Consider the following 21,888-nt stretch of genomic DNA (forward strand, 5'->3'; position numbering starts at 1 on the left):
TCAGATAAACTCCTCATCGTCATCCAGGTTCAAATGTTCCAAATACTGCGGAGAATAAATCTGCGCTGCCAGTTCTTTGATCTCATCAGAGTAATCAGCAACTTTTATTTTGTCATACAGATGGAACAGGAATGTGATTTTCAGAAGCCCATCGACGGTATCAATCGAAACCTCATGGGCTTTATCCATCATGACAGCAAGGCAGGTACGGTTTCCGGCAAGAGAGTCTATGATAAGACCATGACCGTAGTAAATCAGGGAACCAGTTAGATTTTCTTCGTTAATCTCAAGGGTAACACGTCCCCCCTGTATGCGAGCGGTATCGCACATAATGGAGTAAAAAGTGTTTGTCCATAAGTCCCAGAGTTTTTCGTTTTTACGTTTCTGGTACTGTGACTGTTTTAATTCCACAAGCTCAATGCCGAGCTTCATTTTCTGATACTGCTCTTCTGTTGGCGGACACGGATTTGCTTTTTCGCTATTTAACTCGGCTTCTTCCTTTTCAAATTCTGCGATGAAATCAACCTCTTTTTTCATTCTGCCTCCTTGGTTGTGATAACACCGCTGACGTTACATTGCTGAATTATCAATCTTAAAGGTGGGTTAGCGGTAGAATCATAAATATATTTTGATATTAGTGATTATACTACTAATACGGAGATGAATAAAGCGAAATTTCATTTTTACAGTACCAACGTCAGCTCCCGATTCATAATAAAATAGTCAGTGAAGGGAGGACGTGAAATGGCTGATACACAACAGTATGATGAGTTTATTCGTTCTCGAATTACAGAGTTACGAATGTCCAAAGCTGTTTCAGAGCATCGCATGAGCCTGGATTTGGGAAAAAGCGGTTCATATATTCGTGGAATAACAAGCGGAGCCGCCCTGCCGTCACTCAAAGAATTGTTTAATATCATTGCGTACTTTGATATGACACCAGCGGATTTTTTCGCTCCATTACAAGAGGACGAATCTCTTTATCACAAACTCTGCGAGCAGCTGAAAAGTTTAAGTGACGATGATTTGAAGAAGGTCGCCACTTTTATAAATTGGATCGCAAAATAGTTCGGTATGTAATTAACCTGAATGGCTTCGGCTGTTCAGGTTTTTTCTTTTTCTTCAAGTCCAAATGAAACCTGTGACCTGAATACAGGTTATGAAACGGTCAGAATGACCGTGCAGCCGACATCGGAGATGGCGTTCAAAGGGGATTGGGGACGTTGCCCCAACAAGCAATTTTTGAAAATTGAGCCAGAGGCGAAATTGAAAAAATGAGTGAACCTGTACAGGTTTACACTGCTTGCCAATTTGTCATCTCACTTTATTTTAGCAAGTCTCTTGATTTCGTTTAAACGAATTGACACTTCGCTTATAGCACAGTATAATGTAAAGTGGTGTCATTATATGATAATTGTATAGTAGTAGGAGGAATGATTCTATGAACGGTTATATGACAACGAAAGAAGCTGCTGAAAAGTGGAATATCACAGTAAGGCAAGTACAGAACCATTGTAAAAGTGGTCGCATAACCGGTGTAATGAAAGTCGGAACGAACTGGTTAATTCCTGAAGGTACACAGAGACCCAAATATACTTTTGTGTGTGAATGTGACAATAAAGATGCTACTAAATAGAAAGTAGTTATATTATTAGATTATTTTGAGAGACTATAGCTGGAAGTAAATTGGGTGGCACTACGAATTCCGTGGGACAAACAGGAAACAGCATTGCTTATTGATGCGTATCTAAGAGTGAAAGGTAAAGAGTTGTCTCAACAGGAAGCAATAAAAGAAGTATCAACACTTCTTAGGTGTCGAGCGATTCTTTCTGGCATTGAGATAGATGAAGTATTCCGTAATGAAAACGGAATTTCTATGCAGATGAAAATTGTCGGTGGTTTGGTTGATGAAAAACCTTCCGGTTTACATAATGCAACAAAGATGTTTGCAGAAATGGTCGCCTTATATAAAAACAGGCGATCGGAATTTGATGAGATACTAATTCAAGCGAAAGGAGAATGTACCGTGCAAGTCAATATCCAGGAGAATTTCTTTGCGTGGCTTTCTTCAAGAGTCTCCTCGGCGCAACTTTCTGAATTTTATATTGTTTGCAAGGACTTAGAAGCCTTTTGCCTAAACAAGCACATTTTGGCTGTGCCATTATTTGAAACAACAGATTTTGAAACATTACAGTACGTTAAAAATACGATCCAAACAAATAAGATGTTTCAATTTAAGTACTTCCGTCAGATTGGAAAAATGAAAAAAGTCATGGAGTATTACTTGGCATTTCTCCGTGAGAATCCTGTTCAAAAAGCAGTGCCGATTAATGCCACTAAAGAAGATGCTGAAGCTATCAGCACTAAGCCTACGGAGGATGCTGATACAAATCATATAGTTTCAACTATAGAAGAAGTTATAACTATAGGAAATGAAAATGCGATTTCTGAATCGAACAATATTATTTCTACCAATGTAGCTGAGAATAAAACCAATACTCTCATTTGGAATTTTGCAAATGAGAGAATAGACTTTACTTTTACTATTCCTATTGAAGTTTCTTATTTTGATGAAAAAAGAAAATGTCATGGATGGCAAAATGTGTTCGTATGTATCATTGAGTTTTTACAGGAGGACTATCCTGCCATTATTCGAGGAATGGTTGGATATTATTTTGCTGGAGTCGGTAAAGTTATTTTTACTGGTAGAGCTGGTATTGATAGACTTAGTAAAGCTGAAAAAATAAATGATGGTCTGTATCTCGAAACAGATTGTACACCTGATGAAATTGTTACTATATTGCACTTACTCATGAGCAAATGCAATATGGATTACGATAACATCGAAATCATTTATGAAAAAAAACAGGGTAAGCATTTATCGGTTGGGACAGATGATTCATTAGAATTACCTATTATCGAGGAACGCACCCAAAACAGACATATTGAAACAGAAAATAGAGTGATTATTACCTCCGTGTATGAGGGAAAGTCAGCTTTTGAGAATTGGCTTATATCAGGTGCAGGTCTTGCAGAACGTTCGGCTCAGAGCTATAGCTCTGCTGTAAATGTTGCAGGACAGTATTCTGTAAGATTAGGATTTTCTGAAAAAGAACTGTATTTCATTTTGGATGCAGAACAAGTATATCAGATTAACATGAAACTTTTGGCTAATCCTGAGTTTGCACAGTTGAATGAAAGTCAGCATAATCGCTATCGTGCTGCTTTGTCAAAATACTGGGATTACTGTAATGCTCTTGCTGGAGGAATAACTATAAAAGCTCCAGTCAAATCTGCACCAGAGCAAAAAGATGAAGTTACGAAAACTCGCATTGCTTTTATTGCTTGGGCACAGGAACAACAAATGCAGAAAGCAGCTATTTTGGCATACCTGTCCGATATTAATAAATGCAGTGAATTTGCAAAGGAACATGATTACATAAAAGAAGAACATTTTCTTCTTATAGAAGATGCAAATGTTCTTGAGCGTATATTTTGGGAAATGCGAAAGGACAGCAGATTTGTTGAGTTTATCAACGAGCGACAGAAGCGACCTATTTCCGCAATGAATAAACTTATTGCCTTCCGCAGAGCAACTGGAAATAATGCAATAGTTTCTCCTGTTTCAACATTGCAAATAGAGCCAGTAGAAAAAACGGAACAGCGACCGATTGCATCTGAAATAGAAGTTGCTGTTAATCCACAGGTTAAAGAACGATATACCGCAATATTGGCAGAAAATTTTGTGGATGGTTTTAGACCTGGAAAAGCAATCGATCGCAATCGCTTTAGAATGTATTATTTTGATATGTTCGGACAGGAACTGACCGAAGAAGACGAGCAGCTGGTTCATACGTTGATAAGGATTGGTAGCCTTCGTGATGAGCGTATTTATGTAAAAGATGACATGGAACAAAAAGATCTCATCGAAGAAATCAATGAGACAATCATGGAAACCTTTAAGGAGGGGGCTTCGTGTATTTACTTGGATTGCTTGTTTGAGAAGTTCCAAGAAGAACTAGCAGAAATACTTCATGTTTATAATGTTAACTCTTTGGAAAGTATTCTGTTTAGTTCCCAAAAGAGAAACTATTTCAAACGATACAACTATCTGTTTGGATATAACAAAGAACCTGCCCCTGCCAAAGATGTTATTGAGTATATGAAAAAATCTCATTTACCAGTAATTTATTCTGAAATAGAAAGTAGTCTTTGGTACATACCATTGGATAAAATTAAACACACATTAGTTACGACGCCAGGAATAGTGAATGTTGCACCTGAAGCATATTTATATGCCCCAAACCTGCCTGTTAGTGGAAATGAATTACAAAAGATTGCAGAGTTAATAAGCCATGCTTTGTTACAAAGAAGCTACATTTCTGATGTGGAACTTATGCAGCTAATTGAGGAGCATTGTCCGTCCGTTCTTATGAACACACCGGATTATCCAATGTGGGGACTTCGCAATGCACTTGCATATCTTCTTCGAGAAAGGTTTTCATTCAGAGGTGCAATCATCAGCGATAAGGATGAGGAAATCAGTATGGCAGAAGTCTTCTCAGACTTCTGCCAGCAATCTGAACATATTACAGTCGAAGAACTTAAAAAATTTGCAAATGAGTTGAATACTGTAATTTATTGGGATTCTGTGTATGGCGAAATGGTTCGAATAAACCAAAATGAGTTTATTCGTCGGGATCAAATCCATTTTAATGTTGAACAGACGGATGCTGTTTTAGATAGTCTTGTTCGGAGTGAATATACGCCTATTAAAAACATCAATCTGTTTCTACATTTTCCGACAATAGATGTTCCTTGGAACAATTTTGTTTTGGAAAGCTATGTTGCAAACTATAGCAAAAAATTCAGATTGCTCCATGCAAGCTATGCTGCTACTGATTGCTGCGGCGCCATGGTTCGACAAGAATCAGGTATTTCTGATTATAGAACACTAATTGTTGATGTCCTTTCAAAGAATACTGGTTGGAAAACTAAAAAAGATGCCCTTCAGCTATTAGTTGATTTGGGTTATCAGCAACGAAGAAGTTATAGCGATATTGAAAAAGTAATGCAGGAAGCAAAAATTCGCATGAGCGTGCAAAAAAAATAAGAGAATCGGAGGAACTGGTTATGGGCAAGAAAATCATGATGTTATCAAAAATCAGTCCATGGCATTTACATCTCATCAGTCCCATTGTTTCTACCATAAGAAAGAAAAGATGATAATAAACAGGGAAGATTCGTGAATTTAGTACGTTTTTATGGGAATATATTTGATTTGTTTGACGAGGTAGTTTCTCTTGAAGGAAACTTGATAATAGCAGCTCGAAAAGAGTAACAAAAATATAGAAAAGAGGACACCATCATGTACCAATATATATGGGATGCGGAGACCGGTGGACTACTACTTACAACTGAAATCTCTAGATTTAGTAAGGAACCCCGTCCCGTCTATTATAAAGAACTAGATATCCTTGGTTTTGACCGGTATTGGAATTATCCAAAGGATGATAGCGCACCACTAATGTGGGCAGAAGCCAATAATTACATATACAAAGGACGCACTGTAGCAAGAACAAAGGGCGGTTCCGTTTATACAGCACCAGAGCTTGTTATTCTGGATTCCCCTGAACCTGATAATGGAGTGTTGGAGTTTGTTGATATCGAGGCAATGGTTCAAAAGAATCAAAATCTTTTAGAAACATTGACCCAGGAAACGATTCAAAAAATATATAATGTTTACCGTGAATATAAAAATAAAGTTGACATATTTTACGTTGCGTTTAGCGGTGGAAAGGATAGTGTTGTAGCACTTGATTTGGTTCAAAGGTCACTACCACATGACGATTTCCTTGTTTTATTTGGGGATACACGAATGGAGTTCCCTGATACATATAAAGTCATTAAACAGATTGAGCAGTATTGTCAGAAGCAAGGAATAAAGTTTTACAGGGCACAATCCAAATTGGTTCCTTCTCAAACATGGAAGATATTTGGACCACCGTCTACTACGAGCAGATGGTGTTGCAGTGTTCATAAAACCTCTCCGCAGATCAATTTGCTGAGAAAGATAACAGGAAAGCATGACTTTACAGGGATGGCATTTACAGGTATTCGTGCAGAAGAAAGTTTGACTCGAAGTGAATACGATTCTGTGAATGATGGAAAGAAGCATAGTGGTCAGCTAAGCTGTCATGGTATTCTGGAGTGGAGTTCTGCGGAACTGTTTCTTTATATTTTCGCAAGAGGACTTATCATAAACGAAGCATATAAGAAAGGTAATTCTCGTGCAGGGTGCCTTGTGTGTCCGAACTCGTCTGGACGACATGAATACATCAAGAGAACGTGTTATCCGACAGAAACCGACAGTTATTTAGAAATGATTGTTTCTACAAGCGGTAAAACAAACTATAGCTCTGAGGAAATGAAAATGTTCATCGATTCTGGTTACTGGAGAACCAGAAAATCTGGTAGAGAACTCAATTTCGGGCATGACTGCTTTGAAGTAAAGTCTGACGCAACTCCTCCGACGATCACAGTTTACAAAACTCAGTTTCGTTGGGAAATGTGGGCAAAAACAGTTGGCGAGTTTTATCAAGCGGAACCTGATTTGTATATTATCAAATATTTGGATAAACTGTACCAAATCAAACTTGAAAGAACTGACATAAGCATTTCTTTCTTGCTGTTGAATTGTACAAAGAGCAAGGATGATGTCAGGTTCTTCTCACTATTCAGAAGCGTTATTGTAAAGACGCTATATTGCATTGGCTGTGGTGTATGTGAAGCAGAGTGTAAGAGCCATTGTATTGATATGTCAAATGGCATAAAAATCGGTGATAATTGTACTCACTGTCACAAGTGCCATGATATACATGAACATTGTTTAAGATACAATTCAATTAGAAATAAGATTTCGGAGGGGAGAAAGATGACTGGATTAGATAGGTACTTTAGCTTTGGTGCTCGTGCTGAATGGATGAATATTTTCTGCAACTATGATTGCGGTGCGGAATTTTGGATGTCTGATGGTGATGGACTGGTAGCGAATAAAAAGAAGGACGCATTTAAAAATTTCGTTCAGGATGCCGGTCTTGTTGTGTATGATAAAAAAGCAGAAGGAGACAAATATTGTAAGTGTGTTCCTACCGCAGTAGCAGAAGCTGTATGCAAAATTGGTGCAACAGAAGATGCTGCATGGGCTTTGATTTTGTGTAATCTTGTTTATACTCCAGCATATAACTGGTTTGTTAATAATCTGAAGCTGGGCGTTTCTTATACTCCGGACTCCATTAAGATGATGCTCTCCGATGTCATGGAGAATGACTTGAAGGGGCTTGGTAAAAGAAATGTTGTGGATGCTTTCAAAATTGTCATGGACAAAACACCTCTCGGTACCTCTCGCATTTTTGCTGAATGTGATGTGGAGGAAAAGATTAGTGCATCTGGTAAGGAAACCATCACCTTAAACTCTTTGGTGAGATGTGGATGGGATTCTCCGGATGCCAGAGTAATTCTGTATAGCTTGTACAAATTTGCTGAAGCCTGTGGTGACTACTACCAGTTTACACTCGAAACATTGCTTGATGATTCTATTGAGCGTGATGGAGTAAGTCCTACTCGTATTTTCGGGTTGGATAGAGAATGTATGATTCGCATTCTGAATGGACTTACAGTAAACTATCCTGAGTTTATTTCTGCATCCTTCACTCTTGACCTGGACACTATTACTCTACGTCCTACTGGTTCTGAGTTAACTTCTGAAGATGTATTGCGACTGTTCTAAATAAGGGGGTATGACGCATGGCGGGCAAAAAACTTTATAGGGACTATTTTAATATAGACCCCAAGTATTATGCGGCAGTAACCGCAGATTTGATTGAAAGTGGCATGGTAAGCTGGAAAAGTTTTTATCCTCACGATACTTTTGTGAAGCTGCTTGAAAAAACTCATACGGTATTGTCCGGTAAAGACCCTCGCTCTCTTTGGGTTGAAGGGGCATATGGCACTGGTAAGTCACATGCTGCACTTACTGTAAAATCTTTGCTGGACGCTACAGATGAAGAAGTAAAAGACTATTTTAATGACTACGGTTTAAGCCAAGATCTCTGTCAAAAGATTATCGCAGATAAGAATGATGGTCTGCTTATTACCATCCATAGAATAGGTTCGGGTTCTATTCGCTCCGATCAGGATTTGATTCTTGCAGTTCAGGACAGTATTATGTCTGCCTTGGAGAAGAATGGTATCACTAACCGTGGCGAAGCATCTCTGCGTGTTGCGGCACTCAAATGGTTAGAGAAAAAAGCAAATCGTGACTATTTCAATACTTTGATTGCAGAGGAACAGTATGCATGGACTTTTGGCGGTAATGATGTAGACGCTGTTATTGATCGCCTGCAAAATGGCACACCGGCACAAATTGCCAAGACAATGAGAGACATTATTACCGTTGCAGAAGACAATGGTATTACTGCTTTACGTCTAGATATTCAAGGTATGGCAAACTGGATTAAGAATATTATTTCTGAGAACCAGATTAAGGCTATCCTGTTTGTTTGGGATGAATTTACCGAGTTCTTCCAGAACAATCCAAACTCCCTTACTGGTTTCCAGACTTTGGCTGAAATCAGCCTTTCCCATCCTTTTTATTTTATGATTGTGTCTCACGAAAGTAGAAGCCTATTCTTGAATGCTGAAACAGCAAAGAAGATTCTTGACCGTTTCGTACCTCCTGTAAAAATCGAATTGCCTGAAAACATGGCATTCCGTTTGATGGCACAGGCGATGAAAACTACTCAGGATGTAATGCTTAAGAGTGAATGGGAAGAATATAAAGGCGAATTAACTGATGATTTGGCTAGCGTATGTAGCTACATTACCTCCAGCATAAAAAGCACGTCTACTCTTGGGCAAAAGACAGTGCTGTCCGAACAGGAATTGAAAGCCATCGTGCCGATTCATCCTTATGCTGCTTTGTTGTTGAAGCACCTATCTGTTGCTTTTAGCTCTAACCAAAGAAGTATGTTTGACTTCATTATCAGCAATGATATGACAGACGCAAAAGCATTCAAATGGTTTATCAACAATTACGGTCCTCTAGATAGACCAAATCTGTTGACGATTGATATGCTATGGGACTTCTTCTATGGAAAGGGACAGAATGGATTGAATGACGATGTCCGTGTCATTTTGGACTCTTATAGTTTGCTGCGTTCTGATAAGATGACACCTGATGAACAACAGGTACTGAAAACCGTACTGCTTTTGCAGGCAATTTCTCTCCGCATTAGCGATGTAGAACTTCTGAAACCTAACGAACAGAATGTTGACCTTGCTTTCTCCGGTACAGGTTGGTCAAAAGGTAAGGCACGTTCTATTGCTGAAAAGCTCGTTCGTGATGGAATACTCTTTAAGCGTACTGTCGGTGGTGGTAAGTCTGAATACACCATTGCCAATAGCACAGGTGATGCAGCAACAATTAAAAAGCTGAAAGATACCGTAATTAGAGAAACCAAAACCCAGGATCTGATTACCAATGCGGATTTAATTGATGCAATTACACTGCCTCCTGCAATCAGCGGTAGATACATTCTTAATGGTGCTGCTTATGGTAATTTCACACCGGCTGTAGCTAAACTTACCGCAACATCTCATTCAAATCGTTTCTCTGTTCTTGTGACTTTTGCTCTGAATGACGATGAAGCAGCACAAGTAAAGAGCCAAATTATTAGTGGAATCAAGGCGGGAAAGCATGACATTATCTATGTCGATGCAAGTCTTTCTCCTATGGGCAAAGACCTGTTTGAGCAGTATGTGGAAAGTATGGCGTATAGCCGTTATTATGCACAGAATGATAAGCATCGTGCTGGTGAGTTCCAAAAGCAGGCAGTAAATTGCCTAGCTGATTGGAAAAATAAGATTGCCAGCGGCGCATTTATGTTGTACAGCACAGATTATCCAAGTGGAAAGCGATTAGCAAATATCACCGCTTTGCAGGATGAGTTTAGCCTGATTAATCATCAGAAATATTATTATGGTCTTGAGAATTATGATGTAAAGCGTGATCTGTTTGTTGGTAGCGCACTTGCCCAGGGGGCAGAGTGTGGTGCGACGCAAACCTTAAAACAAACTTTCAAAGAGCCAAAATTGGAAACTGCTCTTGCTGGTGCATGGGGTGTGGAAAACTATTGGGAAGATCCAACTAAGCGTAGCTTGACTATTGTTCAGATTAAGATAAAGGTCGAGGAGTTAATTAGGAAGGGCTTCGATTCGCCTTCTGGTCGTGTCTGCATTTCAGATATCTACGGTGAACTGGAGCAAGCACCTTTTGGATTTAGGGCTACTAACCTTACAGCCTTTGTGATGGGATTTGTTCTAAAAGAATATGCAACTGCGGACTATTTCTGGAGCAATGGTTCCACCAGCGAAAGTATGTCTGTTGACAAGATGAAGATGGCGATTGCTAACGCCATGAAACAGACAGTGTCCCCTAGCAGGAACTATAAGCCGGAATACATTGTTGAAATGAGTGCAGAACAGCGTTCCTTCTTGAAATGTACTTCTGAAGTATTTCGTATTCCTATGACTCAGTGCGGTTCAATCGAGAGTGCGAGAGATCAGGTGCGAATTAGTATGAAAAAGCTCTCGTTTCCGATTTGGTCTGTAAAGTCCATTCTAGAAACTGTAGAGACTCGTACGCCTACGACAATAATCGCTACAGTAATTGATGATTATTGTGGTATTGCTAATACCGCAAACAGCTCCAAGGCTTCTGAAAGTGATCTTGCTGATTCAATCGGTCGCTTGGTTATCCAAAACACTTTTATTACCGAAGATCTTACTCGTTTGCTTACAAACGATATGTGTAGAAAGGGTATGTTGGCATACATTGATGCATACCAGAACGGTGTTTTGAAAATTCTTGCAGCTCAGATTGGTGATGGTGGGGAATATCTCGATCAGGTAAAACAAAAGTTCAATGCAGATGCTGCAAACTGGGTTTGGAATACCGAGACGGCAAACGATAAGATTAATGATGTAATTTTAGACTATCGTATTATCGCTGAAAGCGCAAAAAGTATTCCTGCTTGTTCTAGTATTAGAGATGTTGTTAGTGGTTGGAATAATCGTACAAATAACATTAAAATCGCCTTTGAAGCACTTAAAAAATATACTGGCGATTTGACTCTTTTCCTCGAAGAGCTGTATCGTATGAAGAAGACAAATTCTTTGTCTGATCAGAACAAAGAGCATTTTTACTCTCTCTTGGTTTCACAGAGAGATGCATTTGATGAGTTTTACAGTGATCAAATTCCTTATTTCAGAACTGTCGCTGAGATTTTTGTTGATGGAATGGACACCGATGACATTCTCAAACTGTATCAGGACATTCCTGCGGGACAGTTTACAAAGTCCTCTACCGAGTACATGACTTATATTGAGAGCGCTGTTAAGGAATTTCTTCAGAATCAGGCTAAAAAGCGCTTGAAAGATTTATGGTTGGAAAAAACTGGAACAAAAAATCCTCGTGATTGGTCTGCAAGATATGACACTCCTATTCTCTGTATGCTTGATGATGAGGAGCGTCCTGAAGGCAAGGAAATCTTTGCAATTATGATGGAGAACTCTCCTTCTGAGGTATCCATTAACCGTGCTATTGCATATTTGAATCGTGTAACCTATTTTGACAAACTTTCTAATAGCGAACTCAGAGATAAATGCTTTATGAGTCGGGTTGTTGGTGATTATGCTCTGATGCTGGATGATGCTCAAACAGTCCGTGAATATCTTGTTGCCCATGTAACTGTACACCAGTATGACTGGATGGACAACTCTACCGTGCAAAACCAGATTAGAATGCTTGCAGAAAAGAAATATAAGACTGGTGGTAGCGAAAAGGTTTGGTCTGTTGTCGAAAAAATGGATGCAACAGAACTTCGTCGCTATTTGAAAGACTTGATTACTGACAATGTTAAGGTAGGTATCGAAATACTTAAAAATAAGTAAGGAGGGCGTTGATGTACTGCAAGACTGTAAATGAATGCTTTCAAGAAATAAATGCATATTGTGCTGGCGAATCTTGGGGACAACCTTTATTAGTTAATACGGAAAACTTTAATGATTTTCAGACCGTTCTTCAACGCTTGGAAGCTGATGCCAATAAACAGTGCGTATTTGTTTCTCAGTTTACACAGAAAAATGGCTTACCGATAATTGATGATGCTATTGCAAAGATAGTCGGAAAGGATACCTTTGTATTGGTGGGGACATCTCAAGCAGTTATGCTCAGAAATGAAACAGCTGTAGATGCACTTGTTGATGAATTACTCGGGTTAAGTATCTCCGGTCATGCGATTGTTTTGTTGAGCCATTGTAAAAAGTTCATTGATCGATATTTGCAGAGAGATCTTCGTTATGACCGTCGAGTTATTCTCGTGGCGGGGAGTCCATCTCCTCTTCCTCAGATAAAACTGACTGACAACGAAGCGGTGTGTGTGGGTTTCAAGCCTCTGAATGGAATCCAGGGATTATTAAAATACATGGAGAAAATGGATGATAATAGGCTTCAGGCTCATCCAACCCTGACGGTGCTGACTAATTTCAAGACCACACTTTTCAGACAGTCCTTATACTCTGTCTCTGAAAGTACAGGGATCTATGATGCTATCTGTCAAAAGTATCCGGACTTAACTCTTACTAAAAACAATTATGGAACACAGGAACAATGGAGTTGGCTGCTAGAAGTAATGAAAGATGTCGATACTTTCTCTGCATTTGTATGTTCTCACTTTGGAGCAACGACTAACTTAATTGCCCATCTGGATAGCGTACTTGAAAGTGACGACAAAAATATGCTTTGGCTTTTATGGCTTGCTATGCAAGTGTTTGGTGTTGGTACAAATAAGTATGTTGCTCGTATTATTTCTCATGCTGACTCTGTAGATGTGTTTGAGCGTTCTTTATATAATGAACTTCTTGATATTAAATATGACGATCCATTGTTTGATATATATTATGCAGAGAGAAAGAGAATTCTTGATAATATTCCTGAGAATCTGCCTTATATCGACGATTATTGTGATCAGATTGGTAAGTATGAGAAGTATGCAGTCCGCTATTTGACTTCAACAAGCGAAAGGGAACGATATGAACTTGTAAGATGTCTGTCTATTTATGATTATAGCGAAGAAGAAGTTTCAGAGATTCTCAAAAATGGTTTCCCTGATATTTACTGTTATATGCAACCTTTTACTTTTGACGTGCTTAACACCAAATTGCCTGATGCAGATAGTCCTTTGCGGAAAGAGCTGACAGATTACTTCATACAGTATAAACAGCAGAAGTTAACCAATCGTATTTATGACGATTTTATCACCAAGGTGGATAATCATGCGGTTGATAGACCTTTTATGAAATTGCAGCCAAGAAGCAGTATCGTTTCTAAGCTGGATAAGAATAAAACAGGGTTCTTCTTTTTTGATGCTTTAGGTGTCGAATATCTCGCTTTTATTCAAAGTAAATGCGAAAGATATGGTTTGGTTTTTGAGGTCTCTGTTGGGCGCTGTGAACTACCTTCTATTACTTCGGAAAACAAGGAGTTTGAGAACACTTGCCCGAATGTAAAGAAGATTTCTGATTTAGATGAGTTGAAGCATCACAGCATGATATACGATTATGAAACATGCCCTTATCCGATCCATTTGTTCCGAGAACTCGAAATTATTGATACTGAACTGAGACGAATTCAGACTCAGCTCGCACAGGGAACTATTGAAAAAGCGGTGATTCTCTCCGACCATGGTGCAAGTCGTTTGGCTGTACTGTACGGAAAAGAATCTACATCTAATATCGAACTTAGCGAAAAAGGTGTCCATAGTGGAAGATGTTGTAAAATAGACGATGACCCAAATCTTCCCCAGGCATCTTATGAAGATGGCTATGCAGTTCTTGCCAACTACGAAAGATTCAAAGGAAGCCGTGCTGCAAACTTGGAAGTACATGGTGGTGCCACATTGGAAGAAGTTCTTGTTCCAGTTATTACATTGGTTAGAAAGCCTGACAATATTACCTATTGTTTTGTTGAGCCTGTGATTAAGTATAAGATGGGACAAGATGCAAAAATCACGCTGTTTTCCAATATGTCGATGAAACAACCTCGTATTCAGGTGAATGGCATTTTCTATAATGGTACATTTGTAGGAGATAAGAAACACGCAGAATTCGTTATGCCTGAACTAAAGCGTACAAATTCCTATGAAGCTTTCGTTTATGATGGTGACAAGAATGTTGGTGTAACACTCAGTTTCAGAATTGAACGAGCCACTAAACAAAAGAATCTATTTGGACTATAAATAAGATTGGAGGGGATTCTTAGTGGATGAATTTGCCGTAAAGATAGGTACAACAACCGATAATTGTCTTAATTCTGAGAAAAAACAAGGGGGTTATAAAGAGGGAAACGAAGATTTTATCAATCGTCTGAAAGATGCTTTTGATACAATGGTGGTGTTTAAAGACCTTCAACAAAATAATTTTATTTCTTCTTTTAAGCTTCCGTCTTTTATGCGAGACTATGTAATAAAAAATTTTCAGGATGATGACGGTGAGGTTGATGTAGACGGAGCAACAGATTTTATCAGAACTTATATTCCTAAAAAGGAAGACTGGAAAAATTTAAAAAATAGAATTATTAACAATAATGAAACGATTAAAATTTTGGCAAAAGTATGCGTCGAAATAGATATTCGTACAGGAGATATTTCGTTTTCTCTTCCGGATTTTGGTCTTGGATATAAAGACACAACTATTCCTCGAGATGTTTGGGACGCTTGTAGTGTCAATCTATTGAAAGCAGAAGAAAACTGGGGGATTATAGAACTTGGTTATCAGTATCCATATGATTCTAAAACACCAGGAAAGATTAAATTAATAGATTTTATAGATTTTTGTCCGTATGAAACTGACCTCGAAGAATATAAAACTGCACGTGAAAGCTTTTCTTTGGATGAGTGGCTTGATATTGTTCTTTCTGCTGTTGATTATAATCCTGCTGGATACGAGAATAGGGCTCAAAAGTTATCAGTTATTCAGCGGTTGTTACCGTTCGTAGAAAAAAACCTGAATTTGATTGAGCTTGCTCCTCCAGGTACTGGAAAATCATATTTATTCGGTCAAATTAGTCGTTACGGGTGGCTCGTTTCGGGAAAAGTTACACGTGCTAAATTAATTTACGATATTGGCAAAAAGGCAGATGGTATTGTAGCCTATAAAGATTTCGTTGCATTAGATGAAATTCGAGAAGCAGATTATATGAAAGATACTGAGCTTCATTCTGCTCTTCAACAGATTATGGAGAACAGGAAGTATAATGCCCCCGATGGACATGAAGTAAATGTTGATGCTGGCATCGTGTTCTTGGGTAATATCTCTGGTAGTGCAATGGATGAATATAGTAATATGTTTTTAGAACTGCCTGAGCCATTCCACAGAGTTCCTTTTTTAGACCGTATACATGGTTTCATCAAGGGATGGGATTTGCCAAGAATGAATGATGATTTGAAAGCATTTGGTTGGGCATTGAATTCTGAGTATTTTTCGAGTATTATGCATGAATTAAGAGATGATCCCTCATACCGAGCGATTGTTGATGCTCTTATCGATATGCCGCCTAAAGCAGATACTCGTGATACGGAAGCAATTAAGAGAATCTGTACCGCATACCTGAAGCTGCTATTCCCGCATGTTCGCAGACCTCAGGACATTACTTCTCGTGATTTTAATCGTTACTGTTTACAGCCTGCAATGGATATGCGAGCAATTATTCGTATTCAAATGGGTATTGTTGATGAAAAAGAAGCAGGCAAGACGGTTCCGAGCTTTTCTGTAATTGATGCGTAAGGTAAAAAAAATATCTTGTGTTTCTTGCGGGAAGGAAGCACTTGAAAAGGACGAAATTGGAATTAACAAGAAACTATTAGGGGAACAGGTAGAAACCTTTTACTGTATGGATTGTCTTGCTGATTATCTTGGAGTATCGGTTGAGGATATTTTGGATAAGATTGAAGAGTTCAAGGATCAAGGTTGCAAACTGTTTGAGTGATAATTATGAAAGTGTACGTGGATCATGCAGCAACAACACCATTAGATATAGATGCATTTAATGCGATGAAGCCATTCCTTCTTAATGATTTTGGAAATGCTTCACAACAATATTCCTTTGCACGGACAGCAAAAGCTGCATTGAAAGCTGCTCGTGTAACAATAGCAAAATGTATTAATGCAGAACCTGAGGAGATCTATTTTACATCAGGTGGAACAGAAAGCGATAACTGGGCTATCAAATCTACCGCCTTCGCTTTCGGAAATCACCGAGCAATAATTACATCTCAGATTGAACACCATGCAATTCTCCGCTCATGCCATGCTGTGGAGCGTATGGGGATTCCAGTGTTTTATTTACCGGTAGATTCAAGTGGTGTTGTCCAACCAGATATCTTGTCAGAGTACATTGATGATAGCACAAAAATGGTATCTATCATGTATGCCAACAATGAAATAGGAACCATACAGCCGATTAAGAAATTGTGTGAGATCACTCATTCCAAAGGAGCATTATTTCACACAGATGCAGTGCAAGCGGTTGGACACATCCCGATTGATGTGAAAGAACTTGATATAGATATGCTTTCCGCCTCGGCTCACAAGTTTAATGGTCCCAAGGGTATTGGCTTTCTGTATATAAAGAAAGGAACTCAGATTGCTCCTTATGCAGATGGCGGTGCACAAGAATTTGGAATGAGAGCCGGTACAGAAAATATCGCATCCATTGTTGCAATGGCTGTAGCATTAGAAAAGAATTGCAATAGGATGAAATCAGTTAGTGACCATCTGATAGGATTGGAAAAGTTGATGACATCTTTGTTGAAGAAAGCCGAGTTAGATTTTATTAAAAATGGAAGTCCCAAAAAAATTCCAGGAAATATAAGCCTTTCTTTCAAAAATGCTGAAGGAGAAATGCTCTTACATAGACTTGATTTAATGGGAATAAGCGTCTCTACAGGTTCTGCTTGCGATAGTAAGAATACGCAGATTTCTCATGTTTTGGAAGCTGTTCATGTATCAGAGAACTATGCCAAAGGAACAATACGAATTTCCTTGGGATATGAGAACACTGAAGAAGAAATATTCTATATTGTGCAGTCTTTAATGAAAATTCTGAAACGCTAATCTATGTAGTATAGGCTTTTAACAGGGTGCGGCGAATAGATTGACGGCACTGCTGCCCCCCCCAATAATGCCGTTAAACCGCCGATAAACTGCCGGAAAATGTAAGGATGTATTGGGAGATATCGGAAAAGAGGACGGGCTTGCAGGTGCATTTCACTGAAAGCAGATTGGTGACAATAGTTCCAATAACGCCACATGTAGCATTGATGGTGTTAAAAAGCAGACCTATCCAGTGTGCTGGTGTGGTCTGCTTTTTAAGTCCTGAAGCATTTTAAATTTTACCGTCATATTCCGAAATGAGTTCTTCCATCAGATATTCATCGCTCATGCAATGCAGATTGGATACCCTTTCACTGATTAGGCGATAGGTAACCGAATGATAGAAGCAGTCCAGAGCGTCATTTAAAGAAAGTTTTTGCCTTTCGGAAAAACGTTCAACGATTCGAGCGTATTTCTTTTGCAGTAAAACAGGATTAGCGGTCATATCGGTCGGTCTTCGGGGCAATACGGTCAACACAATGCTGTTTTCCTTTATAACAGCGATAATATCATCAACAATATAGTCTTTGCTCTGCGTATGTAGCATTTCATACTCTGGTATGATGTAACCGGACAGTATATTGTTTTCTTCGGTCAGCATCTTATATGTTTCTTCAGCATTTTTTTGAGCCGGATTGCAATATTCTCAATACAGAACACAGCAAATTCCAGCTCTTTCAGGTTCTTAATTTTAACATCTTCTAAAATGGCACTAATCCATCCGTTATTCATATTCAAAACGGGAACTATCATCATAGGCTCCCAAATCTTCTTTCAAAAAATCAGATTTCCGGATATACATGGAATCTACCCGTTTTCCTTTTTCGTGGAGCAAACTGAATTTGTAGTCCAGCAATGCAGCCGGTACAAAAAGCCGTTGGGCTGTTTCAAAGAAAGAGTATTCGGATAGATTTTCCAGGACTTCGTTATCGTCAAGAAGAAGTTCAGCAGCAAAGAAATTGGCTTCATCTTCTTCCAGGGAACTGCCGTCCAATACTTCCATTTCCTGAAAACCTTTCATCATGGCGATTTTGGTATGAAGCACTGCGTGTCCCAATTCATGAGCGATCAAGATGCGCTCCAGCACTTCATTGACGTTGCTGTCAATCACAATATTCTTTTGTCTTGACTGATAGAAGAAAAATCCCTTTAATTTCTTTTCCATGTTATAGAAATGAATTTTTATCCCTAAAGCCCGACAAAGCTCATAGGGATCTTTGGTATCATATTTCTTTACCAGCTTTTCGACTGCTTCAATAATATGTGCTGCGGTTCTCACTTGCTTCACCTCCAAATCGAGCACAGAACCCATTATGATAAACGAGAAAAGATGCTGTCAGGCATCATTCTGTTTTTCTATGCTTTCTGTACTTTTTCGGAGTGAATTTTTCTCTGGCATTCTTTTTGGAGTCCATATACACCGACATAAGAGCCTGGAAAAATACATCTTTGGCTTCTTCGTCCAGATCGCCGCCGGCAAACAGTGAACTTACACGTCCCAATACTTCCTGAGCTTCCTTTGCACCTTTTGAGCCGAATTTCTCCCGTGCTTCAGCAATGAATAAGTCCTCTTCTCTATGGATCTGAGTATTAGATTCCTGGTCGTCCAAAAGGTACGAAACAGAAATATTCAGTGCTTCAGCCAGTTTTCTGATGTTGCTTTTACGAGGGATTGTTCCGAGCTGTTCGTAGGTATAGAGAGAGCGTTCAGAGATACCTGTCATCTGAGCAAGCTCCGTCTGAGAAAGATTCATTGCCAATCGAGCTGCCTTTATTTTTTCGCCAAATGTCATTTCCGATCCATCCTTTCTAAAAATTTTTCGTAACTTCCGATTAACCATTGACAAACTTCCGAAAATCAGTATAATAGGAATTGATTAAAGAAGTTTAACTTCGATATAATTGTATATCAGAAGTTACAGGAAGTCAAGAACTTCCGATGAAAACTTCTGATTATACGCTCCGTAGTATAAGCAGAGCGAGTGATAAATGGTTATTTTGCCCATGATCCGGCATTTTCTTTCCCTTTGGCTGAAAATGGGCTTAGAAAGGATATAGTACATATGGTATAGATTTGAAAGGAGATTGCTATGAGTAGAAATAGTACACAGGCGTTACATAATATACGAATGCTGTGCCGGATACAGCAAGTGGATGAAAAGATTCTGTATGAACGGTCCCGACTGATTCTGTCGATTTATCGGGATGTTTGCTGGTCAGCAATCGGACGAGCTGAAGAAGTTCATGAAGATTTGATTTATAATTGCAGTTCCGGCTTGGATGGTGCTCTTGTCTATCTGGAAACTTTTGCTCCTGACGAAGCAAGAGAACGATTTGAAGAACGAATCCGCAGCCTGTTTGAAACGAGATGGCTTATTGAACTGGTGGATAATGCGATGGGACGAGTCAGGGATTACCCTTGCCGGGGAGATTTGTATTGTGTAATCCTGTCCAAATGTTATATGAGCCGATTCAAATATAAAGAAGCAGAAATGCTGGAAATTATGAATATGGAACGGAGTACCTATTACGACCGTAAAAAAGAAGCAGTTTTACTGTTTGGTTTATCTCTTTGGGGAAATTCGATTCCCATGTTGAAACAGCTTTTGCTGGATACAGAAAATGAGGAAAACGATATGGGATTATAAAAAAGTCCGATGAAAGTCCGACAAAATCCCGATGGTTTCCCTACTGAAAGTCCGACTTGATAGATGCTAAGATTGGTATGCTGGGAGATCGCAGCATACGAAACTGAATAAATACGTTTGCCTCGTGCCAATGCGGTACGGGGCTTTTTTGATGCCGTCTTCCAGACATTTGCATGAAAGAGAACCAGAGATTTCCTCCGGTTCTTTTTTTGCGCCGTCAAGGAGGAAACGGTATGTATTTTGACCCGAAAGAATGCGGAAGAAGAATTGCAAAATTGAGAAAAGAAAGAGGACTGACACAGGAACAGCTAGCGGAAAAGCTGAATATCAGCACCAGCAATCTTGGAAAGCTCGAAAGAGGATTGCAGGGTCTGTCTATCGACTTGCTGGTTGAGATCAGATGCTTCTTTGATGTTTCGACAGACTACATATTACTTGGAGAAGAGATTCAGCGTCAGGAAATAGTTGCAGATATAGATGCTGTTATTGCCAAGATGATTGCTCTGAAGCATAAAGTCTGAAAATCCACCGTACCACGGTGGGTGAACCGCCGTACAAGGTCATAAAAAGTTGAGTTCAGAACAGGTACAATGTAGATACAGCCAAGGAAAACGGCTGGATGTACCTTGAAAACAGAATACTCACTCATCAAACACGTTCCTGTTGCCGGTGCGAAAGCATCAGCCACATCAGCAATACGCCAGGACGATTTCGATCAGAAACACAGAGTCACTTATTTTGTCTGTTCATTCTGAGGGTCAGAGCGAGAACTATTGGCTTGTAAATATCGGATTGCTTCCGGTACGGCAATGAAAGCAACAGGTATAATGATACTTCTGCCCAGCCACAGCCTTGTGAAAACAAGATCACGCAATGGGGGCAGCCCGGTGAGAACCACGGGGAGGTTGGATTCCTATGGAGCTGGTCAGCAGCCAGCCGTTTGATGACTTCCCGGCAAGATACAGCTCTTGCCGCCCAGGGGTGTCGAGGACAAATATGGGAGCGAACGCAAATAAAGGGAACCGTGCATTTGACTGCCGGTTCCCTGTACATAGTAATTTTTATCGTTTATAGACCACAAAATTATTTTTGGCGGATTTTATCGACTATAAATTTATTTCCGGTAAAGGAGGAGCTGCAGGTGATGAAACAAAATTGGAAGTACCGCAGAGGTGATCTTTACATGGCAGACCTGTCCCCTGTATGTGGCTCAGAGCAAGGCGGTGTCCGTCCGGTGATCGTGATTCAGAACAACACCGGAAACCACTATTCTCCGACTTTGATCGTGGCTGCTATCACAGCCCAAAAAGAGAAAAAGGCAGGTCAGCCGACCCATTATCTGCTCCGGGACAATCCGGCGCTCTCCCGTTCTTCGGTAGTGCTGCTGGAACAGCTCCGAACGATTGATAAGCATAGAATCGAGCGATATTTGGGAAAGATAGATCAAACAGAAATGCAGAAAATAGATTCTGCACTGCTTGCCAGCCTGGGTTTGAAAAAGTATCTCATCTGTGAAAACAATGGGCAGAACTTTTAAAGGCTCTGCCTATTCTTTTGCAGATGATGTTTTCTGAATAGTTCAGGAAATTTCTGGCAATAATGATGAAGTAAGGTGGTGAAAGGTAAATGGAAAAAGAAAATGAAAACATCAGTCAGCTGGTAGACATCAGAGATGTAAAAATTGACCGTTCTCTGCCCAGTGAAGAACGGATTAAATCTTTCATTGAGCAGATCAAAAATCCGTATCAGTTTAAAGTGGGCGATACGGTAGTGAAAGTATCCTTTGCGAATACGCAGAACACCATTACAGATAATTTTATCAATATGATTGCCACAATGTAGAGCATTTTATGGAAGAAATTGGCGGGTTACTTTTGAGGTGACAAACTGGATTTCCACATTGAAATATGGTACGATTGCAGTGGACAAAAATCAGCGGAACTCCGGTTTGTTTTCGGCTTCTAAACGA

The 21,888-nt window shown here is 39.4% G+C and carries 17 protein-coding genes; 13 read left to right on the forward strand and 4 right to left on the reverse strand.

Going from position 1 to position 21,888, the window contains the following annotated elements; translation table 11 throughout:
• Positions 1 to 537 (reverse strand): hypothetical protein, encoded by a 537-nt coding sequence (locus ACLROL_RS04105; RefSeq protein ID WP_204907619.1) that lies wholly within the window; start codon positions 535 to 537, stop codon positions 1 to 3.
• A 207-nt stretch (positions 538 to 744) separates the two neighbouring features.
• On the opposite strand from ACLROL_RS04105, the gene ACLROL_RS04110 reads away from it, so the two are divergent.
• The 8 genes from ACLROL_RS04110 to ACLROL_RS04145 all read left to right on the forward strand — a co-directional run bounded on the left by ACLROL_RS04110 (position 745) and on the right by ACLROL_RS04145 (position 17,232).
• A complete protein-coding gene (locus ACLROL_RS04110; RefSeq protein WP_204907618.1) occupies positions 745 to 1,068 on the forward strand; it encodes a helix-turn-helix domain-containing protein in 324 nt (107 codons plus the stop codon).
• 373 nt (positions 1,069 to 1,441) lie between these two features.
• Positions 1,442 to 1,636 (forward strand): helix-turn-helix domain-containing protein, encoded by a 195-nt coding sequence (locus ACLROL_RS04115; protein WP_204907617.1) that lies wholly within the window; start codon positions 1,442 to 1,444, stop codon positions 1,634 to 1,636.
• A gap of 54 nt (positions 1,637 to 1,690) precedes the next feature.
• Entirely contained in the window at positions 1,691 to 5,113 is a 3,423-nt protein-coding gene (locus ACLROL_RS04120; RefSeq protein WP_204907616.1) for a hypothetical protein, read from the forward strand.
• Between the two features lie 255 nt (positions 5,114 to 5,368).
• Complete coding sequence (locus ACLROL_RS04125) at positions 5,369 to 7,789, forward strand: phosphoadenosine phosphosulfate reductase family protein (RefSeq protein ID WP_204907615.1); 2,421 nt, start codon at positions 5,369 to 5,371, stop codon at positions 7,787 to 7,789.
• Positions 7,790 to 7,806: 17 nt separating this feature from the next.
• Positions 7,807 to 12,012: a hypothetical protein gene (locus ACLROL_RS04130; protein WP_204907614.1), complete on the forward strand. Its 4,206-nt coding sequence runs from the start codon at positions 7,807 to 7,809 to the stop codon at positions 12,010 to 12,012.
• Between the two features lie 11 nt (positions 12,013 to 12,023).
• Positions 12,024 to 14,357 carry a BREX-4 system phosphatase PglZ gene (gene pglZ, locus ACLROL_RS04135; RefSeq protein WP_204907613.1) on the forward strand — a complete coding sequence of 778 codons (2,334 nt, stop codon included), beginning with the start codon at positions 12,024 to 12,026 and terminating at the stop codon, positions 14,355 to 14,357.
• Between the two features lie 22 nt (positions 14,358 to 14,379).
• Positions 14,380 to 15,903: a BREX system Lon protease-like protein BrxL gene (gene brxL, locus ACLROL_RS04140; RefSeq protein ID WP_204907612.1), complete on the forward strand. Its 1,524-nt coding sequence runs from the start codon at positions 14,380 to 14,382 to the stop codon at positions 15,901 to 15,903.
• A gap of 207 nt (positions 15,904 to 16,110) precedes the next feature.
• Complete coding sequence (locus ACLROL_RS04145) at positions 16,111 to 17,232, forward strand: cysteine desulfurase family protein (protein ID WP_204907611.1); 1,122 nt, start codon at positions 16,111 to 16,113, stop codon at positions 17,230 to 17,232.
• A 271-nt stretch (positions 17,233 to 17,503) separates the two neighbouring features.
• Here the strand turns inward: ACLROL_RS04145 and ACLROL_RS04150 are convergent, their stop codons facing one another.
• The 3 genes from ACLROL_RS04150 to ACLROL_RS04160 form a co-directional block, all read right to left on the reverse strand.
• Positions 17,504 to 17,872: a DUF3791 domain-containing protein gene (locus tag ACLROL_RS04150; protein ID WP_338042966.1), complete on the reverse strand. Its 369-nt coding sequence runs from the start codon at positions 17,870 to 17,872 to the stop codon at positions 17,504 to 17,506.
• Positions 17,873 to 17,995: 123 nt separating this feature from the next.
• Positions 17,996 to 18,550 (reverse strand): ImmA/IrrE family metallo-endopeptidase, encoded by a 555-nt coding sequence (locus ACLROL_RS04155; protein ID WP_204907610.1) that lies wholly within the window; start codon positions 18,548 to 18,550, stop codon positions 17,996 to 17,998.
• Positions 18,551 to 18,614: 64 nt separating this feature from the next.
• Positions 18,615 to 19,064: a helix-turn-helix domain-containing protein gene (locus ACLROL_RS04160; protein ID WP_204907609.1), complete on the reverse strand. Its 450-nt coding sequence runs from the start codon at positions 19,062 to 19,064 to the stop codon at positions 18,615 to 18,617.
• A 297-nt stretch (positions 19,065 to 19,361) separates the two neighbouring features.
• On the opposite strand from ACLROL_RS04160, the gene ACLROL_RS04165 reads away from it, so the two are divergent.
• The 5 genes from ACLROL_RS04165 (at position 19,362) to ACLROL_RS04185 (ending at position 21,761) form a co-directional block, all read left to right on the forward strand.
• Positions 19,362 to 19,919, forward strand: coding sequence for a hypothetical protein (locus tag ACLROL_RS04165; protein WP_204907608.1), 558 nt, complete (start codon positions 19,362 to 19,364; stop codon positions 19,917 to 19,919).
• A 233-nt stretch (positions 19,920 to 20,152) separates the two neighbouring features.
• A complete protein-coding gene (locus ACLROL_RS04170) occupies positions 20,153 to 20,440 on the forward strand; it encodes a helix-turn-helix domain-containing protein (protein WP_204907607.1) in 288 nt (95 codons plus the stop codon).
• 394 nt (positions 20,441 to 20,834) lie between these two features.
• Positions 20,835 to 20,993, forward strand: coding sequence for a hypothetical protein (locus ACLROL_RS04175; protein WP_413067387.1), 159 nt, complete (start codon positions 20,835 to 20,837; stop codon positions 20,991 to 20,993).
• A gap of 70 nt (positions 20,994 to 21,063) precedes the next feature.
• Positions 21,064 to 21,456 (forward strand): type II toxin-antitoxin system PemK/MazF family toxin, encoded by a 393-nt coding sequence (locus ACLROL_RS04180; protein WP_204907685.1) that lies wholly within the window; start codon positions 21,064 to 21,066, stop codon positions 21,454 to 21,456.
• A gap of 89 nt (positions 21,457 to 21,545) precedes the next feature.
• Positions 21,546 to 21,761 carry a DUF6870 family protein gene (locus ACLROL_RS04185; protein ID WP_204907606.1) on the forward strand — a complete coding sequence of 72 codons (216 nt, stop codon included), beginning with the start codon at positions 21,546 to 21,548 and terminating at the stop codon, positions 21,759 to 21,761.
• The last annotated feature ends 127 nt before the right edge of the window (positions 21,762 to 21,888 follow it).

The organism is Sellimonas sp., from assembly GCF_047234585.1.
In the GTDB taxonomy this organism is placed as follows: domain Bacteria; phylum Bacillota; class Clostridia; order Lachnospirales; family Lachnospiraceae; genus Sellimonas; species Sellimonas caecigallum.

What these genes read in the sequence shown, in the direction of transcription:
- pglZ (WP_204907613.1), top strand. Translation starts at nt 12,024, where the DNA reads ATGTACTGCAAGACTGTAAATGAATGCTTTCAAGAAATAAATGCATAT.
- ACLROL_RS04170 (WP_204907607.1), top strand. Translation starts at nt 20,153, where the DNA reads ATGTATTTTGACCCGAAAGAATGCGGAAGAAGAATTGCAAAATTGAGA.
- ACLROL_RS04160 (WP_204907609.1), bottom strand. Translation starts at nt 19,064, where the DNA reads ATGACATTTGGCGAAAAAATAAAGGCAGCTCGATTGGCAATGAATCTT.
- ACLROL_RS04115 (WP_204907617.1), top strand. Translation starts at nt 1,442, where the DNA reads ATGAACGGTTATATGACAACGAAAGAAGCTGCTGAAAAGTGGAATATC.
- ACLROL_RS04150 (WP_338042966.1), bottom strand. Translation starts at nt 17,872, where the DNA reads ATGCTGACCGAAGAAAACAATATACTGTCCGGTTACATCATACCAGAG.
- ACLROL_RS04185 (WP_204907606.1), top strand. Translation starts at nt 21,546, where the DNA reads ATGGAAAAAGAAAATGAAAACATCAGTCAGCTGGTAGACATCAGAGAT.
- ACLROL_RS04110 (WP_204907618.1), top strand. Translation starts at nt 745, where the DNA reads ATGGCTGATACACAACAGTATGATGAGTTTATTCGTTCTCGAATTACA.
- ACLROL_RS04105 (WP_204907619.1), bottom strand. Translation starts at nt 537, where the DNA reads ATGAAAAAAGAGGTTGATTTCATCGCAGAATTTGAAAAGGAAGAAGCC.
- ACLROL_RS04145 (WP_204907611.1), top strand. Translation starts at nt 16,111, where the DNA reads ATGAAAGTGTACGTGGATCATGCAGCAACAACACCATTAGATATAGAT.
- ACLROL_RS04125 (WP_204907615.1), top strand. Translation starts at nt 5,369, where the DNA reads ATGTACCAATATATATGGGATGCGGAGACCGGTGGACTACTACTTACA.
- ACLROL_RS04130 (WP_204907614.1), top strand. Translation starts at nt 7,807, where the DNA reads ATGGCGGGCAAAAAACTTTATAGGGACTATTTTAATATAGACCCCAAG.
- ACLROL_RS04165 (WP_204907608.1), top strand. Translation starts at nt 19,362, where the DNA reads ATGAGTAGAAATAGTACACAGGCGTTACATAATATACGAATGCTGTGC.
- ACLROL_RS04180 (WP_204907685.1), top strand. Translation starts at nt 21,064, where the DNA reads ATGAAACAAAATTGGAAGTACCGCAGAGGTGATCTTTACATGGCAGAC.
- ACLROL_RS04175 (WP_413067387.1), top strand. Translation starts at nt 20,835, where the DNA reads ATGGAGCTGGTCAGCAGCCAGCCGTTTGATGACTTCCCGGCAAGATAC.